Annotated in this window: 10 protein-coding genes; 3 read left to right on the top strand and 7 right to left on the bottom strand. The window is 61.3% G+C overall.

All coding sequences use genetic code 11. The annotated features are described in order from the left end of the window. Positions 1–17 precede the first annotated feature (17 nt). The gene (locus PLL20_04295) at positions 18–2,147 is read left to right on the top strand and encodes a glycosyl hydrolase family 28 protein (GenBank protein ID HPD29191.1); all 2,130 of its coding nucleotides are present in this window, start codon (positions 18–20) and stop codon (positions 2,145–2,147) included. A gap of 351 nt (positions 2,148–2,498) precedes the next feature. Here the strand turns inward: PLL20_04295 and PLL20_04290 are convergent, their stop codons facing one another. After that, complete coding sequence (locus PLL20_04290) at positions 2,499–4,709, bottom strand: hypothetical protein (GenBank protein ID HPD29190.1); 2,211 nt, start codon at positions 4,707–4,709, stop codon at positions 2,499–2,501. Between the two features lie 643 nt (positions 4,710–5,352). Here PLL20_04290 and PLL20_04285 point away from each other — a divergent pair. Continuing rightward, positions 5,353–6,687: a hypothetical protein gene (locus tag PLL20_04285; protein HPD29189.1), complete on the top strand. Its 1,335-nt coding sequence runs from the start codon at positions 5,353–5,355 to the stop codon at positions 6,685–6,687. A 127-nt stretch (positions 6,688–6,814) separates the two neighbouring features. Here PLL20_04285 and PLL20_04280 read toward each other — a convergent pair whose 3' ends face one another. Next, positions 6,815–7,987 (bottom strand): AGE family epimerase/isomerase, encoded by a 1,173-nt coding sequence (locus PLL20_04280; GenBank protein ID HPD29188.1) that lies wholly within the window; start codon positions 7,985–7,987, stop codon positions 6,815–6,817. 149 nt (positions 7,988–8,136) lie between these two features. Here PLL20_04280 and PLL20_04275 point away from each other — a divergent pair, with 149 nt between their 5' ends. Beyond that, on the top strand, positions 8,137–12,420 hold the full coding sequence (locus PLL20_04275) for a hypothetical protein (GenBank protein ID HPD29187.1): 4,284 nt from the start codon (positions 8,137–8,139) through the stop codon (positions 12,418–12,420). Here PLL20_04275 and PLL20_04270 read toward each other — a convergent pair. From PLL20_04270 to PLL20_04250, 5 genes are all read right to left on the bottom strand, one after another. Next, positions 12,410–13,150, bottom strand: coding sequence for a methyltransferase domain-containing protein (locus PLL20_04270; protein ID HPD29186.1), 741 nt, complete (start codon positions 13,148–13,150; stop codon positions 12,410–12,412). The two genes, PLL20_04275 and PLL20_04270, sit on opposite strands and share 11 nt — an antisense overlap. Positions 13,151–13,165: 15 nt before the next feature. Beyond that, positions 13,166–14,410 (bottom strand): glycosyltransferase family 2 protein, encoded by a 1,245-nt coding sequence (locus PLL20_04265; GenBank protein ID HPD29185.1) that lies wholly within the window; start codon positions 14,408–14,410, stop codon positions 13,166–13,168. A gap of 157 nt (positions 14,411–14,567) precedes the next feature. Continuing rightward, positions 14,568–16,556, bottom strand: coding sequence for a hypothetical protein (locus PLL20_04260; GenBank protein HPD29184.1), 1,989 nt, complete (start codon positions 16,554–16,556; stop codon positions 14,568–14,570). 1 nt (position 16,557) lies between these two features. Beyond that, positions 16,558–16,695: a hypothetical protein gene (locus tag PLL20_04255; GenBank protein HPD29183.1), complete on the bottom strand. Its 138-nt coding sequence runs from the start codon at positions 16,693–16,695 to the stop codon at positions 16,558–16,560. Between the two features lie 24 nt (positions 16,696–16,719). After that, positions 16,720–17,457 (bottom strand): class I SAM-dependent methyltransferase, encoded by a 738-nt coding sequence (locus PLL20_04250; GenBank protein HPD29182.1) that lies wholly within the window; start codon positions 17,455–17,457, stop codon positions 16,720–16,722. Between the last annotated feature and the right edge of the window lie 173 nt (positions 17,458–17,630).

Below are 17,630 nucleotides of genomic sequence, written 5' to 3'. Positions count from 1 at the left end.
GCCATGGAGCAACGTTGATGAGTGTTTCAACCGGAAGTGCGATCGGAGTGTTGTGCGGACTGGTGTCCATCCTTTTCTCTCCGGATGTTCAGGCTGTGTCTGCTTCCACCCCCGCCCGGCCTCGCGTGTTGATCATCGGAGACTCCATTTCGATCGGCTACAACGAACCGGTGCGCGAGATGCTGAGCGACGTGGCAGATGTCGCACACAATCCGGGCAACGCGGCGGATACATGGAAGGGCCTGGAGGAACTCGATACCTGGCTCGGCTCGGAGAAGTGGAGCGTTATCCATTTCAACTGGGGGCTCCACGATCTCAAACATGTCCGGGATGGGAAACTTGACCTCACCGCTCCACGTGTCTCGACGACTGAACAGTATCGAGAGAATCTCGACAAGCTCGTGCTTCGCCTCAAGGAATCCGGCGCCAAGCTGATCTGGGCAAGCACGACGCCGATCCCGGAAGGTGCCGCCGGCCGAATCAAGGGCCAGGAGATCGAGTTCAATACCGCGGCTCGCGAAGTCATGGACCGGCATGGCGTGACGGTCAACGACCTGCACACCTGGGTATGGCCCCATCTGGGCAGATATCAGCAGAAAGCCAATGTCCATTTCACTGAAGAAGGCTCGCGTTTTCTGGCGGAGAGGGTTGCCCGCAAGATCCGTAACACCCTGCAGGATCAGAGGCCTCCGTTTGAGATGCCCGCGGTGCAACCGCCGGTGTTTCCCGATCGCCACGTGAGCATTGAGCAATTCGGGGCGGTGGGCGACGGGAAGACTCTCAACACATCGGCCATTGCCCGAGCCATCGCCGACTGCGCTGAGAAGGGTGGCGGCCGGGTCCTGATTCCACCCGGCGTCTGGCTGACGGGCGCGATTCATCTCAAGAGCAACGTCGAGCTGCATTTGGCCGAAGGGGCCGAATTGCGGTTCAGCACCAACCCGGCCGACTATCTCCCGGCGGTGTTTGTTCGGTGGGGGGGCTTCGAGTGCTGGAACTACTCACCGCTGATCTACGCGAGAGACTGCGTCAATATCGCTGTCACCGGCCGTGGCAAACTGGAGGGCCAGGGAAAGGCATGGTGGGGTTGGGTCAAAGAGCAGGATCGCGTCTCGCGAAGGCTGTATGACATGGTCCTGGCAGGCGTCGATGTGGAGCAACGGCTTTTTGCCGACGAAAAAGAGCCGCTACGCCCCCAATTCATCCAGCCGATCAACTGCCGAAACGTGCTGATCGAGGGGGTCACCATCACCAGCGGGCCCTTCTGGACGATCCAGGCGGTCTACTGCGAGAACGTTCTGGTTCGGAACATCACCGTGACGAACGAGGGGCCAAACAACGATGGATTCAACGCGGATTCGTGCCGCAACGTCTTGGTCGAGCACTGCACGTTCGCAACCGGTGATGACAGCGTGGCGATCAAGTCCGGATTGAACGAAGATGGTTGGCGAGTGGGGCGGCCCTCTGAGAACATCGTCGTGCGGCATTGCCGTATGATGCGCGGACACGGCGGCGTTGTGATCGGCAGCGACATGTCCGGCGGCGTGCGGAATGTCTTCGTGCATGACTGCGATTTCAGCGGATCGCAGATCGGCATTCGGCTGAAATCGTCCCGCGGCCGTGGCGGCATCGTTGAAAACGTGTATTATCGCGACATCGATCTCGGTGACATCCAAGGTCAGGCCATCACCATACATACCGACTACAAGGCCTACTTTGGTGCCGATCAGGGCAAGGCCCCGGCGTTCCGGAAGATTCACATCAGCGATGTGATCTGCCGCAAGGCCGCCCAGGCGGTGCGTCTGTCGGGTCTGCCTGAACAATTGATCGAGGACGTTGTCTTCGAAAGAGCGATACTTGGCGCCAAGGAGGGCATGACCTGTTCACAGGTGAAGGGTCTTCGCTTGGCCGACGTGGCGGTCACTCCCGCCGCCGGCCCGGTGATGCGGGTCAAGGACAGCCGGCAGGTTACGCTCCAGCGAGCCGTGTGTCCTCGCGATGCCGATCCGTTCCTGCGGGTGGAAGGGGCCGGGAGCGGTGAGATTCGGGTGATGGAAAGCGATTTGTCGTTGGCGAAGAAGAGCGTCGAGTTGGCCGAGGGCGCACCGGCTGATGCGGTCGCGATAGATGACAAGCCGGTGCGATGACCAAGCGGGCGGCAACGTTCGTGCCCCGAAGGGGGCGGCAACGTTCGTGCCGCGAAGCGGGCGGCAGCGTTCGTGCCCCGAAGGGGGCGGCAGCGTTCGTGCCCCGAAGGGGGCGGCAGCGTTCGTGCCCCGAAGGGGACGGCAGCGTTCGTGCCGCGAAGGGGACGGCAGCGTTCGTGCCGCGAAGGGGACGGCAGCGTTCGTGCCCCAAAGGGGCGCAGGTATGTAGCCAGGGGCGCAAGCCCCTGGAAGCGGTGTCACATTGACCAGTGAGCCCCAGCGGGGCGATAGAAGCTCACTTGTCACGGAAAGCCCACAACTCGACGCCGCGCATGGCAGACCCTAACCATGTCACTTGTCGGTCTTGGCGAAGAACACAGTTGCCCCATTCTTTGCCAGTGATGCGATCTCCTCGGCCGACATGGCTCGGCCCAGCACCAGCACGTCATCCACGTTGCCCATCAATTGCTCGTCGCTGCCGCGATGTGCGTCCTCGCCGATCAGCAGGCTGCGAGCGAGCTTTACCGGCTCGCCGCCGGGTATCCATTGTCGACCGATTGGCTTCCCGTCCAGATAGAACGTCACGCAGCCGTCATCATACACCACGGCCAGGTGGTGATACTTGCCGTCGTTGAACGTCACGGCCTCCGAATCCACTGCGATGCCTTTGCACACCAGGCGCAGACCGTTGAGCATCCGGCCGCTCGGGTCAAAATCGAAGATGAGCTCCGCGCTGCTCACCGGGAAGTTGCCGTTGTACGCGCTGAACAGCCGAGCATGCTTGTTGTTGCTGCTCTTGACCATGGCGGCCAACGTGAAATACCTGCCCAGGTCATCCGTGCCGAGAATCTCCACGCGGTTCCAGGGACGCCATTGCGACCCGACCACGAGGGACCTCCGGCCGAAAGCCGGATCCGGGTTCTTGTGATCGAGGGTGGACGTTCCCAGGTTACGCAGCGCCTGAAGCCCGTCCTCGCCCAGCATGTCCGACCAGGCTTCAGTATCGCCCTCGAACGTGTATAGAGCCTGCAAAACCGGGACCGGGGGCTCGTCGATCGACTTGGCGTGTTGACCCGCCATGAAGGAGTAGAGACGGCCGCGATCCAGGATGAACCGGAATCGAACCGGGACTCCGTTCGGCAGCTCTTTTCTTGTCTTCCAACTGACAACGCCGCGGATCGCATCGCCGGTCAGTGGTTCACAGTCCTCGCGCCCGTAACCGGCGACAACCAGACCGTCGTCGCCGATCAGTTCCACTCGAATGGAACCGCCTCGCGCCTGATAGTTGACCAGAAGCGGTCCTTCAGCATTTTCAAATCGCTTGGTCAATACCTCTCCCGGCAGTTCGTCCGCGTCCAGCGAAGCAAAGCCGTCCTTGCGCAGCTTGGCCAGCCCGATCGCCGATCGATACGGCAGCAGGTCATGTTCCTCGTCATAGCCGGTGTAGAACGTCCACAACTCGTCGCCCACCAACAGCGGCGTATGGGCGATCACCATGCCCCGGTCGAACTCCCTGTACTTGCCGATGTCCAGCAGTGGCGGGCGGCTGACGCTGTCCAGTGCGTAGATGTTGCGCACGGAGGTGTCCGCCTCTTCGCGCAACCAGTGCACGCCATCACGGCTGCTCACCAGTTCGAGCCACAGCGGCCCATGGAAGTAGCCTTCGGGCTCCTCGGCCCGATAGATCTGGAGCAGGCCGATATACATCGTCTCGTACGGTAAAACCGGGCAGGCATAAAAATGGGTCCGCTGGACCGTCTCTGGCTTGCACCAGAGGTCGTCCACGTCATCCGGAGCCATGACCATCCGCAGCGGAGGGAACTTGGTCAAATCGGTCGTCTCGCTGAATCCCACGACCCGGCGGCGGAGCCCGCTCACGTCGCCGCTTACATAGGCATTGGCCCCGCCCTTGACCGTGCAGCGGAACCGCTTCGTATGCGCGTCCCAATAGAAATGGCTTGTGTCGCCGCCGGAAATGATCGTCTCGGTCGACTCCTGCTTCCAATTCAGGCCGTCCGGCGACGAGAAAGCATGATACATCCCCCCGACGCCCTGGTAACGCTTCTGTGGATCTTTCTCCCACGGAGTGTACATGACATGCCCCGGACAGTGGGGAACGATGTTGTTGTTTTTCGTTCCATCACCGCTCCATTCATACAACCCGAGATTGGGCTTCTCCCATTTGAGCCCGTCCTTGCTCACCGCATAGCACATGAACGAGCCACGCCCCTTCTTCGAAGACTTGTCTTCCGTCCAGCAGTAGTACCACATTCGAAAGCCCGTGCCGTCCTCCCCGGGCAGGACCGTGACCGCATTGACCACGTGCGCCTCCCATGGCCTGTCGACCCGAATGAGCGGATTGTCCGGGTGCTTGCGGAACGGGTGATACCGACGCACAACGTTCTTCTTGGATACGATGAGATAATCATCGATGAACAGTTGCCACGGGCCGGTCGTCTGTTCAGTGGCCCGCACGGGCTCGCCGGCCAGGGCCCGGCCCACGCCGATTACTGCCGAGACAAAAAGAAACAGGATCGCCAAGTACCGGATGAGGTGAGTCATGATGTCCTCCAGGCAGTTGCGAACGACTTCCGATGCCCATGACCGGTCAACAGAATAAGACCAATCTTGGCGACAAAGCAAGGGCTCAGGTTGATGCGTTCGCGCAGCCTCCGTCTGCCCGGGGGACCAGCCAGATCTACGACAGTCCCGCTCGCAATCGTGCGAGAAGAATCCGTCTGGCTTGGATGCAACAACCGGATCACGTAATCGTTTACCTTTTGTATGAGAGCCTGCAGAGAGCTGCGAGCTGGAGGCGCATCGAGTTGCACCCTTCTCGGGCTGGCTGAGTGGTTATCCGGTGGATAAGGCGCGATTGTTCTCTTAACGTACTGTCCTGAAAAGGGTTACAACCTTGTGGCTGGACATCTGTGCGTCTTGCGGGCACGTTTCCGGATCGCAATGCTCTTAGAACCTTACGGCCAGATATCTGTGCGGCTTGCGCGCATGTTTCTGGATCGCAGAACGCTTGGGTTGCGGTCCGCAAAAAGGCGGTCCGCCTTAGGTTCCGGCCCGGAAAAAGGCAGTTCACCTTGGGACTTTCGGCGATGGATTGGCAAATCGCAGCAGGGGTCGTTCAACCGATTGTGGCGTTTGGGCATCCGACCTTACCATAACAGGTCAGAATGCATGAAGGAGACAAGACATGCTTGGCATCACACGTCGAACGGGGTCGGTACTGGTCGGGATCCTGTGCCTTGGTCTGGTTCCCATCGCAATCGGCCAGCAGGCTGAGCAGAATGGCGACCAAGGCTCGCGTAGGCGGGGTCCTCGCGGAGGCCGGCAGGATAACCAGCAGACTGCTCAGCAGGGCGAGCAGCAAGACGGCCAGCGCGGTGGGCGGCGGGGTAGCCGGCGCGAAGGTCAGCAGGGTTTTCAGGAGGGCGGGCCACGTGATCGTCAGAGTGGCCCGAGGCAAGAGGGGGAGCAAGGCCCCGGACGTCCAGACCGTCGCGGCCCGCGCACGTTCACCCCTGAAGACCGCGAGCGATTCTATAACGAGATGGTCAATCGTTATATGGAACGGCTCAGCGATACGTATGAACTCAGCGACGATCAGCAAACACAAGTCCGGTCGCGCCTGGAAGAACTACGCAGCCAACAGAGAACATACTCCGAGCAGCATCAGAAGGAGTTCGACGATATCCGGACACAGATGGAGCAGTTGAGAGAAAGCGGGGCCGGCTTCGGATCGCCGCAAGCTCGGGAGTTGTTTCAGAAAATGGAAACGCTCCGCGAGCAATCGCCGCTGATGAACCGTGACACGGTGACCGCCGAGGTCGAGAAACTGTTGCCGCCGGAACAAGTTGAGAAAGGCCGCGCCCGCCGCGAGGCAGAGCGCCAGGAATGGGACCGTCGACGGGAAGAAATGCGACGTCGTTGGGAGGAACGCAGGCAGCAGGAGGGCGACCAATCTCAGTCCGACGATGACGGTCCGATGCGGTTCTTCAGAGACCGCGGTGACCGGCGTCGGCGCGATCGCGGGGAGGAGGGTCAGGGGCAACCGGTCGAGGGACAGGAGAACCAGGAACAGCAGGGGCCAGAAGGCCAGGACCAGCAACAGGGCCAATGGCCGCAGATTGACGGGCGGCCAGTCGTGCAGTGGCCGGTGGAAGACCCCCTCGGTCCGTGGGATCGCTATGTTCGCGACTTTGCCCGCCGGTATCGCCTCGATGAGTCGCAAAGGGCAACCGCTCAATCCATCTTGCGCGAGATGCACGAACGCCGCCAGGTGTACGAGCAGGCACACCGGCAGGATTATGAGGCGGCCCATTCGCTTCAAGGGCAGGAACGGGAAAAGCGGTTGGCCCAGTTGAATCAGCCTATTGAGTTCCTTTTCAGCCAGCTCAAGAGTCGGCTGGAGCGAATCCCGACCACCGAGCAGAGAAGGGCGGCAGGTGAACTCAGAACCACCAGCCGGCCGGCAACTCCGCCATCGTCGGCCCCGGCCGGCGCGACGTCGCAGCCGGCGGGCGGATAGAAGGGCATCATCCGAGGATCATGAGCTGCCGCTGCGTTGCGATCGGAATGCTCGTATCGAAGGCCCTCGAGCCTGGAAGCTCGGGTAGCACCTGAATTCCCGCATTCACCGTCCGGTTCGGCGCGAATCATGCGCTCGACAGGCGATTCAGTGTCTCCATTCCGTAAATGAGCGCTCGGGGCAGGTGGAACGGATCCTTGACCGGCAGGGCGACGACATCCGTGATCGGGTGGCCCCGGCGATCGAGTTTCTGAGTCCATTCACCGTGAGGCTTCACGGGAAAATGGCTGAAGCTATAGTCGTGAAGTCTCTGGTACCATTCGAGACACCAGTCCTGCCGCGAAATCTCGTACGCCAACAGGGTCGCGTAGAGGGCTTCGGTGTGAGGCCACCACAGCTTGGCCTCCGGAAACCGCCAGGCGACGTCCGAACGACCATCGGCGTCGACTGCCAGGAACAGGCCGCCGTACTCAGCGTCCCACCCGATTTCAAGATGGCGGCGAACGGCCTCGACCGCCCGCTCGATGATGGTCGATTCACCGGTTTCCAGGGCGATGTGGAGCTGCATCCACATCGACTCAATCGCATGACCGGGCAGAACCACGGTACCTTCGGGAGGGGCGATTTCGTTGCCGGCCATGTCCAACCACTCCAGAATCAGTCCCCGCGCGGGTCGAAGGAAGGTTTCCATAACGAGTCTGTGGTGGCGTAGACTGGCAGCCTTGACCGACGGGTCGCCCGTCGCGTCCGCCAGTTCATGGTAGGCAATGGAAAACAGCATGCTGATGCCGTGGTTGATACGTCCGGGCGGGATCGGGTATGGCCACGCCGGAGGCGGATCGTTACTACCGAGGGTCTTCTCGGTGGCGGCAAAGGTTGACATCGCCAGGTCCAGGCAGGACTGCTTGCGGTTTGCCCGCCAAAGCTCGACGAGCCCATATATGGCAAAGCCGTCAGTGTAGATGCTCTCGAACCCCCGCCGGACTTGCCCGTCGCCATCCATCAGCAGCGGCCAATGCCCATCCTCCAGCGGGCCTTGTTTCGAAAGGAATGAGCAGATTCCCTCAGCCGTCCTCAGCCACTCCATCCTTTGTTCAATGGCGTTGTACAGCTTGCTGAACACCCACACCGCCCGCCACTGCGACCATCCCCAACGATCACGGCTGAGCAGGGTGCCATCATCCTGGATGCACGTGTTGATGCCGCCATTGGGGTCAATCGCATGGTGCATCCAGAACGGGATCACATCATCAAGCAGGGTCGCCTTATACAGATCACGCAGTTGAACGAAGTCGATCATGGTTTGGACTTGCCGCTTCTCACAATTGGTTTTTCGAACACGATACCCTATGCTGATTGTCCCGACGCAAAGCCGAATGCTCGGCCATTGCGGGGAAGAAAAGAATACATGATGCGACGCCGTTTACCAAACCGTCCGGGGAATGCTGCATGATGACGTTTCTCGCGGTTGCAGCCGTGATGCCCGGTGTCGTCTTAGCCGCCGGGAACGGGTTGAGGGCTCACGAGGGGCCAAACTCAGCCGGTATTCAACTGATAGACGGCGGCCGATCGGCCTGCGCGATCATATACCCGGCTGAAGGCGAGGCTTGGCGGAAGATAGCCGCCCGACTGGCTGAGACCATCGCTTCACGTGGGGCGCCCGAAGTCCCCATCCTGCCCGACACGCAAGCCGTGCCCGAACGACTTGGACCCATACGGAAGGATCTGCAGGATCTCAGCCTCATTGTAGTAGGCGATCTCAACAGCAATCGGGCCGTTTTTCCCTACTACGCCAACTATTACACTTGTTGCGACGCCCGGTACCCTGGCGCCGGCGGCTACGAATTGAGGACCATCGTCCGGCCTTTCGGCGGCGAAAAAAGCTGCCTTATTGTCGGAGCCGCGGATGTTGCTGATGGTGAGGCGGCAGTTGAGCGATTGACCGAGATCATTAAGGGCGTCAAGGCCCCAGACCACGTCGAACTCCCCTGTGTTCTCGAAGTGAAACCGGGCAACGAAGTTGCCGCCCTCTTTCAGCCCGCCGTCGAGTGGCTCCGAAGAGGCGGGGGCTCTCGCCCGTTCGAGCAGCACACGCCATACTCGCTCGTGCTTGATCACTTCACGTATGCGGCTCATCTTTATTTCTACACCGGCGAGGAAGACTTCGCACGACGCGCGCGTGAGGCGATTCTCGAAGTCGTCCGCCGCGAGCCGGAAACGGTACGAACCGGCGACTACACAATGGAGAACCTTGCAGTTGCCTGGAGGCGCGTCTGCGTCTGGCCGCATTTCTCGCCCGAGGAACGGGCGCGGGTCGACAGAGCACTTTACGGAACGGTGACTGAACACTCAAGTGCTTGGTGGCGTCTCAGCGACGACTCCAAAGGAATTGGATGCCGGCATCATACCACCGGCATGCTGGCCTGGTGGACCTTGATCCGCGTGTTGCAGGAAGTGGGCCATCTTGATGCTGCGGCACGAGAGCGACTGCAGGAGTGGCGAGGCGAGGCGGAGGCATACCTTAAGGGCCTGAAACGCCACTACGCCGACGACCAGGACGACTATCAATCGATCGACTCCGCTCAGAACACCGCAAGTTACAGCCTCCAGACCGGCGACCTTGCCTGGTATCGCAACGGCTTGGCCGATCAGGCGGCCCGCAAACTGCTCGCGATCGCCGACAACCAGGGTTGGTACGCCGGCATTCAAGGCTATGGCGAGGCCCTGCCCGGCTGGGAACGCTTCGCGCTCAACGGCGGCCTTCTGCTGGGATCATGTGCCTTTGTCTACGGCGATGGAGCCTATGATGAAGCCCTCAGGCGGCTGCCTTCCCTCGCCAACTCGTGGGGCTCACTCCAACCGGCCGGTATCCATCAGTTTGCAGGTTCTCGCCCCTTGGGCCCGGCCCGGGCCGGCCTCAACGCTTTCATGGACGTGTTGCGGTTGACTCCGTATCGACTCGATCTGCTCAACGCCGGCGACTTTCTTCACAGCCCGCTGATGGACGGCTACGCCGTGACCGGCCTTCGTGCGCCGCAGGTCGGCTCCGACTCGGCGTTTGACAAGGTGGTGATCCGTGGCCTGCTGCCCGAGAGCGTCTACTTGTTGCTGCAGGGCTTCTCGGGTACCTCGCTGAGCACCATCGACTTGAATTCCATCATCCGTTATTGCGATCTTGGCAAGCTCTGGCTTGTTCACAACACCGGACGTCGCTCACTCTACTTCAAGAACGGCGTTCACGTATCCAGCGGCATCGATGAGGATCCGCTCCCCGCTGCCTGTGAATTGCTCGATCACGCCGGCTTCGCCGATGTGGCGATGCTGGCCGGCCGGTTGCCCGATTACCGGGGGACCGAATGGACCAGGTATCTGTTCGTCTTGTCAAAACAATTTACCGTGGTTCTCGATCACCTCCGGATCAACGAACCCGGCCGCTATTTGGTCTGCTGTAATTGGCGCACTCCGGGCTTCGCTTCGCTCGAGAACGCGACGTGGGAATCCATCCAGGATGAGGCCGTCTTCACCGTGACCGAAGCGGAGCCGGAGGTCTCATGGAGCCGGCGCTCACCGGTCAGGGACGGCGCCACGCGCCCGACGACCCTGCGGCAACGTCACGTGCTCGATGCCAAGGGCGGCGAAGAGCTCCTTCTCACGAATCTCCTTCAGGTATCGAGCCGCGATCGCCCAGCCGGCCGCGGCATCCGACGCATCGCCCCCAACGCCGTGATTGTCACGTCATGGCCGCAGAATGAACCCAAGACAACCGACCGGTCCGCGCCCGCCGACGCCTGTCTTCTCGTCGTCGGCGGAAATGGAATCGACCTCGGATCGCTGAGGACCGATGCAACCATGCTCGTGCTTAATAGCGACGGCGCGTGGCTCATGGGAGGAACGTCCCTTCAGTTGCGTTCCGAAACCTTCACGGCCGAGGCCGGACGAATTCCGGCGAAAGGATCCTGGCCACGCGAAGTCGCCTCGCTGCTTGCCGCACTGTGTCACGAGGAGGTTCCTGGGAAGCAAGAGCCGCCGCATACGCCTGCACCCCAAGAGACAGACGCTCCCGCTCCGGGCTGGACGCTCAAAATCCCCGGCTCTCGTGGCGGACTGGTTGATGGCGTTCGTCTTGTCGCGGAACGCAACGTCAACGGCCCGAGTATACTGGCGACGGACTGGATCCTCCCTTTGCTCAGGGCCGAACCGAGATTGCAGCCGGGCACCAGCGGCGGATTCAATCTGACGCCTCCCGAATCGCGCAAAGCAACGCGTCCGGCAGCTTCCTCAATGCTGGCCGAGGTGACGCTTGCCCCATTGAAGGACGCGTCGTTTCGATTGGTGCTTCCTGAGAGGTCGACAATCAACGAGATCAGCCTTTTCGGCGAGTCGGCGGGCGAGGATGCCCCGCCTCTGACTCCGGCGGAAATGATCGTGGAATTGACCTTCAGTAATGATGGTTTCAGCGAGGATGTGCGTACCCGAACCATCCGTGCACGGCGGCAACCCACTCACCACGCCCTTTATAAGGGCCATGATTATGTGTTCGAGACCTATCGACTGTCCGGTTTCAATGAGGATGCCCGCGAAGTCCGGGTGCGCATCGCTGACGGTCCGACCGGCGAGATGCCGCTCGCAGAAATCCACGTGCGCACGGTTGGTGCCTGCGGGGTACAACCCGTGCAGACCAGGACCATCGATCTCGACGGCGACGGCAACGACGAGATCTTGGCCTGGACCCCCGAGGGAGAGTTCGCGGTTGTGCGAGCCGACGGCTCGTTACTATGGGCCAGGAGCTGGGCTGAGGGCATCATTGCAGTTGACGCCTGGGACCTGGAGGACGATAGTCGCCGGGAGATATTCGTCAGTCGCGGCGATCGCCGCGTGGACGTGCTGAATCTGGACGGTTCGCCTCGTTGGCATCGCGACTTCTCTCGGATGCGACAGGAAACTGGCGAGCAGATGTACGGCGATGGAAGCCTGGTCTACGGTATGGCGGCGTGGAGACCCGAGGGGTCGGCCGAAAAGCAGGTACTTTGCACCTCCTATTTCTTTTCCGCGATACTCGACGCACATGGCCGCTTGCAGAAGTGCTTCAGACGTGCGGGACACCACGCGGCCATCCGCGAGGTGCCGTCACGATTCGCGGCTGACGGCCAGTTTGCGATCCGTTGCGATATTCCATGGGTCGGTCCCGTGCCTCTCGAATGGTGGGCCGGTAAGGCAGACGAGGCTGTGGCCGGTTGCAGCGTTCACAACGGCCCCCTCGTGCATTTCGAGATAGACGACTTCGACGCCGACGGCAAAGTGGAAGCGTTGGTGGCCGGTGAAGAGGGCGTCGGGCTTTATGGCCGGGCCGAGCCGCCGGTGAAATGGCAGCATTCTACCGATGCGCCTTGTATCGGCGCGGCGGCCGTGAAGGTCGACGATCGCCGGCCGGCCACGATCATCTATGGTCGCGAGGATGGATACGTTTTTGTGCTCGGCCCCGACGGGAGGGAAATCAGCAGCACACTCCTTGATGACCCCGCGATGTGCCTCACCGCCCTCCGTGCCTCAAGCGGGCAGGCCGTGATCCTCGTCGGTACGCGAGCATCGCTGCGATGCCTGAAGGTGGATGGATTAAGCGAGATCTGGCGGCGAGCGGGTTGCTACGTTCGACTGGAGCTCCTCTCAGCGGGAGATACGAAACGAGTCCTTGCCGTCAGACCCGACGGAACCATGGATGTTTTCAACCTGTAATCCGGCTCGGCAGGCAATACTGCCCTTCCTGTTGCTGATTTCCATGCCGCTCGATGATCGCGAACCGTTTTGATTCGAGGCCCGGTCGGCAGTCAACGCGTGTCAGACGGGCCGCGAAGTGCAAGCCCCGTTCAAAAAGAAAGTTGAACGCCGCCGGATAGAGGCCCAGCTTGGTGCAGAGCACATCGAGGTGTAGCCGTGTCTGGCGGAAAAGGGCGATCCATTGTTCCGTGCTCAAGTAGTGGCCCGGGCAATTGACCCCTGATGGGGCGTTTCCGAACCAATCCATGAAAGACAGAGTCAGCCGGTCCACGGTGCCACGACAAAGATGGTCCTTGATGATGATCGTGCGGCTGACGCGGACGGCTTCGGTCAGGATCGCAGCCGGGTCATCCGTGTGATGCAGCACATCGACGAGAATGGCGCCGTCGAAGAATCCGTCCGGATAGTCGAGCCGTCTGCCGTCAATCCTCTCGACCGGAATGACCGCGTCGCAGCGCGGTTGGATATCCACGCCCACGATCTCCACGCCCCGATGGGCCGTCATGATCGCCTGGGCCAGTTGCCCGTCGCCGCAGCCGATATCCAGCCATCGGCCGGCTGTGATGCCGAGTCCGGATAGGACCTCGGCGAGGACTCGAACTCGCCGCGAATGGGCGCATCGCCGATGAACGGCCCCGGTCAGCCTCAAAAGCAACGAATCAGGTCCGGCGTGTGCGCACGTGGTCATGGCGGCACCCTGCGGTCAATCCATCTCCAGCGCGAGTTGCTTGGCCTGCCATGCCTCAACCGGTTCGGCTGAGACAATGGCCGACGGTTGCGCCGTTTGTCGCTTCTTCAACAGCGACATGATCCGCATCAGGAGCCAGGTTGTCGCCGCGCTGGCTGCCATGATCAGCAGTGCTGCTGAAACCATGACCCGCCACCAATGAATGTACACGTGCCCCGTCACGATGTAGTCCCAGAGGCCGTCGCGGGTCAGGAGCAGCGAGGATCCGAGGCTGAAGGTGCCTAGCCCGGCTACAAAGGGCGTCTGAAAAACGCGGGCAATCAGAATCTGCAATCGCGACTTCCTCGGCGGCCGCTTCAGGGCGATGGTGATGATTTCATCGGCGATGACCGCGGCGCTCAGTAGCAGCATGCCGACGGTGACAATGAGCAGGGCCGTTACCGCCCGGTAGATCATCCAGTTCTGTATGGTTCCCGTCATGACGTATTCGTGCAAGGGGCGAACCGTCATCGCGCAGACCAATAGCAGGAGGAACGCCAGAACCGGAAGAATCACACGTGTTGGACGGGCCACGAGCGCGGCGTCGATGATGGTGAGCGCGAACCGCAGGCCGTCCCGCAATAGTCGCAGCTTCGATTGCCCCACGCGCTCCTCATAGGGCATCGGCACCTCAACGAGCTTCAGTTCGTCATCCATGAGGATCCGGGCGCTCATCGCCGGAGTGAAATGCATGCCGTCGGGCAAGGGGTACAAGTCGCCTAGCGAGGAGGCCCGAACGACTCGCATCCCGCTGGCCGTGTCGGTGATCGGCTTGCATGCCAGAACCCCGAGCAGAAAAGCGTAGAAGCGATTGCCGATCATGCGAACCAGCGGCATCCGCGAATCGCGGCCCATGCGGGCGCCAATGGCAACGTCTGCGTTCCTCGCGACTAATGCTCGGCAAAGGGGAGCAAACTGCACCGGATCACAGGTGCCGTCGGCGTCCAGGAAACCGAGCAGATCACCGTTTGCCGCCTCGAAGCCGGCCTTGATCGCCGCCCCGTATCCGCGATTGGATTCAAACTCGATGACGCGCACGTTCTCGAATGACTTGGCTATCGCGGCCGTCTGATCGATTGATCCGTCGCTGACGACGATGAGTTCAACGGCGTCGATCGGGCTTTTGGCCTTGATGATCTCAATGGCCTCCAGACATCTCTCGAGAGTCCGCCCGATCGCCGCCTCTTCGTTGTAGGCGGGGATGACGATGCTGAGTTTCATGCGCTTTCTCACGGTCAGGTCCGGGTTCTAGTGATCCCCATGGGGCAGACCTGTATGAGGTTTATCGTCCCTGCCGATGGTCCGAATGAGTTTGACGCGGGCTCCGGGGCTGCGGCAAAGAGGCAGATGAGACGGTCCGGCCCTTTCATCGCCGCGATTATCGGACAGCCACGCCGTGAATACCTGGCTCGACGCGAAAGACGCGAGTGATCATGTTATCGGGCACAGATCCCCCGCGACGCGTTTCAAAGACACAGGAAACCGGCAGATCCGCCGGCCAATAGGGCGGCGCGGCGCCACGGGCAGGGGGAAGTCTGCCTGATACGTACAAGTACCCGACGTGGTTCATCCTCAGTAGATCCTGCATCGGGTGGCCGCTTTGGATCCACGTTTGCCATTCGACCGCGGTGATGACCCGATTCGTGAGGTGTCTGCCAAGCAACGCGTAATTGTTCGGAGTGCCGCCGGCGTTCACGACAACCGTTCCAGCCGGCAGGTCGTCGAGCATGGTCGGAATGCCATAGTATGCCGACCGGCTCCATTGTCGATGGATCAATCGCCCCGCGAAATCGCGGGCCGGTTCGATAGCGGCCATCCCGCCGGTGATCCCGAAGGCAAGACCCAACATGACCGGCACGGCCCGCGGCCAGGCAGCGATCAATCGACCGGACCAAACTGCCGCGAGCGGGATGGCCAACACAACAAAACCCAGCGAATATCGAGTGTACATGCGGAACACGGTGACGTGCAGCAGAAATCCGGCGGCCAGCAAGCCTCCGGCAAGCAAATGCCACCGCGTCGCGGCGGATGTAGCACGTTTCCGAACGGCTCGAACGATCAGCGACAGCAGTCCGACCGGTACCAGCGCGGCATAGGCAGCCCCCGTCCCCCCGTCAACACTGTAGCTGTAGCCCGTGCCATACTGGTGTTCCCTCCACGGCATCTCCAAGGCCGCAAGCAGCCGCGCGGGCAACGGCCTTGACGCCAGCCATTCGCCGGCCGCGCTCCGACCATAGATCTGATCGATGGGAACGTTGCCGATCGTCAGTTGGCCGTCGCGGTGGTCGATCGGATGCAACGCGTTGCCCATCATCAGGGCCCCCCGCAGCGGCCAGAACCAGCAGCAGATCGCTGTGGCCAGCGAGAACCACACGGCGGCGCGCGCGGCTTCGCCTATCCTCGCAGGCTGTCGGACCGTAACGACTGACGCGACCAGAACAACCCCGCTCAGCGCCGCAAAGACCTGAAACGTCAGGCGCGTTCCGGCCGCAATCCCGGCCGCGAGTCCGGCGATCACCCAAAGGCGGATCCGGTTTCTTCCACTGAGCCGCTGCGCCCATGTGATGGCCAGGATCGATGTCAACCAGATGCTGGTGCCGAACAGATCAACATAGTTGACGTACATGTGATGTATCACGATAGGTGCGCCAAGAACAAGCAGGGCGGCGCAAATCGCTCCCCGCCTGTCTCCGCCCCAGCGACGGGTCAGCTCATATACGGTTGTAGCAGCCAGCAGGCCGAAAGGGACCGGCAGGATCGGCAACAGCCGCTCGAAGCCGCCGGACAATAACAGCATCGAAGGCAGCTCGCCGTTGGCGGCCATCGATAGACGCCAGTCATCGACGTTGAGGGACAACTGCCCGTCCTGAACCCATCGTGCGGCCGCTGGCAAATGGTAGTTGAGGGCGTCGCATCCGGTGGGATATCGCGATACCGCGTCGGTGAGAAACACCGCGTGTGAACCGGCCACAGCCAGCAGCGGGATGAGCAGCGCTCGGATGCGGCCGTGCGGCGTGTGCCCAGGACGGCAAATGGCGGCCCTATTGGTTTGGTGGGCTGTAGTGCCACGCCGGTCAGCAGACAGACCAAGTCGCCACGACGGCAGCAGCAGTGCAAGCGCGATTGCGAACGATGGCAGAATAACCGTCGGAATGACACACCGCGATGACGTGGTTAAGGAGTACAGACCAAGCACGTGGAGCACGGCGATCAGCACGGCCGTGGGAGGAATCGAAGCCAGGGTAATCTGGCCGGCCCATGACGTCACACCGAGACTCCTCAGCATGCGCCGCGAGACAAGAAGGCCTGCCAGCCATACCGCCAGAATCATCAGAACGAGCACGGGATGTTGCCCACCGGTAGCCATCTCAGCAGCTCCGGATCGCCTCGATCAACTGTCGCCAGAACTGCGGCACCACGCGCGAGCATGCCAGATACGCGGCCAGGCTTGCCAGGCACGCGAGCAAGGCAAGAGAGTGCCATCTTTTCGAGGTCCCCGTTCGCATTCGATCTTCTCCCGCAATCACTGCTCAAGGACGCTGTCCCACAATGAGCAGCGATTGTCCGAGCGGTATGGGGCACAGGTGGTCGAAGAACCTCACCAGGGGCACGGCTCGTTCGCATTTCTGGTAGTACGCCTGCGACATTCGAGAGCATCCCCGAATACGGCTGTTGACCCACCAGCCGAGAGCTCCGATTGCGTTGAAGTATCGTGCTCGCACGACGGTGAGGCCGGCTTGCTCGAAGAGGCGCGTCAGCGACCCCCGCGAGTAACGGCGGTAGTGGCCTGCCGCATGGTCCAGTTCGCCCAGAAGAGCATTCAAGGCCGGGACGATCGCGATCACCAATCCTTGCGGACGAACAAGGGTCGTCATCTTCCGTACCGCCGCGAGATGATCCTCGATGTGCTCCAGCACATTGACCGACAACAGTGAGTCAAACGAGCCGGGGACGACGTGCTCGCAGGGACAGCGCTCCAGGGGCAATCCGACGATGGTCACGTTCGAAAAGCCGGCGAAACGCTCTTCAAGCAGACGACGACTCAGTGGCTCCGGCTCGATCACTACCACGTCTTCATATCCGATCAGATACTGTGTGATGTTGCCGGTTCCGCCGCCAACCTCGCAAACGCGCCCCCGAAGGTATGGCTGTGCGGTGTCGAACAACCATCGGTGATAAGCGCGCATGTCGCCCATCATCTCAAGGACGGTCCGGACTTCGTCGGCGCAACGCGGAATGTCAGGCGCCGCTTGCTGTGTCATTGGCATGATGGTTGTCGATTCTGCCCAGGCTCTTGTCGGGTACCATGTTCCCGACCGGCGGTATTATCGGCACCGGGGAGAACGCTCTGAAGATGGAGGAAAGTCGCAAAGACCGATAATTCGACCCAGGTCGCGATGCGGCGTGGGAATGGGTTTGTATCCGAAGAGATGCGGCGTTC

The sequence above is a fragment of the Phycisphaerae bacterium genome (assembly GCA_035384605.1).
GTDB lineage: Bacteria > Planctomycetota > Phycisphaerae > UBA1845 > PWPN01 > JAUCQB01.
Note: the sequence above shows the minus strand (reverse complement) of the source record. Positions and strands in the feature narration are given on the sequence as shown.

What these genes read in the sequence shown, in the direction of transcription:
- PLL20_04270 (HPD29186.1), bottom strand. Translation starts at nt 13,150, where the DNA reads ATGACCACGTGCGCACACGCCGGACCTGATTCGTTGCTTTTGAGGCTG.
- PLL20_04275 (HPD29187.1), top strand. Translation starts at nt 8,137, where the DNA reads ATGATGACGTTTCTCGCGGTTGCAGCCGTGATGCCCGGTGTCGTCTTA.
- PLL20_04290 (HPD29190.1), bottom strand. Translation starts at nt 4,709, where the DNA reads ATGACTCACCTCATCCGGTACTTGGCGATCCTGTTTCTTTTTGTCTCG.
- PLL20_04295 (HPD29191.1), top strand. Translation starts at nt 18, where the DNA reads ATGAGTGTTTCAACCGGAAGTGCGATCGGAGTGTTGTGCGGACTGGTG.
- PLL20_04265 (HPD29185.1), bottom strand. Translation starts at nt 14,410, where the DNA reads ATGAAACTCAGCATCGTCATCCCCGCCTACAACGAAGAGGCGGCGATC.
- PLL20_04260 (HPD29184.1), bottom strand. Translation starts at nt 16,556, where the DNA reads ATGGCTACCGGTGGGCAACATCCCGTGCTCGTTCTGATGATTCTGGCG.
- PLL20_04285 (HPD29189.1), top strand. Translation starts at nt 5,353, where the DNA reads ATGCTTGGCATCACACGTCGAACGGGGTCGGTACTGGTCGGGATCCTG.
- PLL20_04250 (HPD29182.1), bottom strand. Translation starts at nt 17,457, where the DNA reads ATGCCAATGACACAGCAAGCGGCGCCTGACATTCCGCGTTGCGCCGAC.
- PLL20_04280 (HPD29188.1), bottom strand. Translation starts at nt 7,987, where the DNA reads ATGATCGACTTCGTTCAACTGCGTGATCTGTATAAGGCGACCCTGCTT.
- PLL20_04255 (HPD29183.1), bottom strand. Translation starts at nt 16,695, where the DNA reads ATGCGAACGGGGACCTCGAAAAGATGGCACTCTCTTGCCTTGCTCGCG.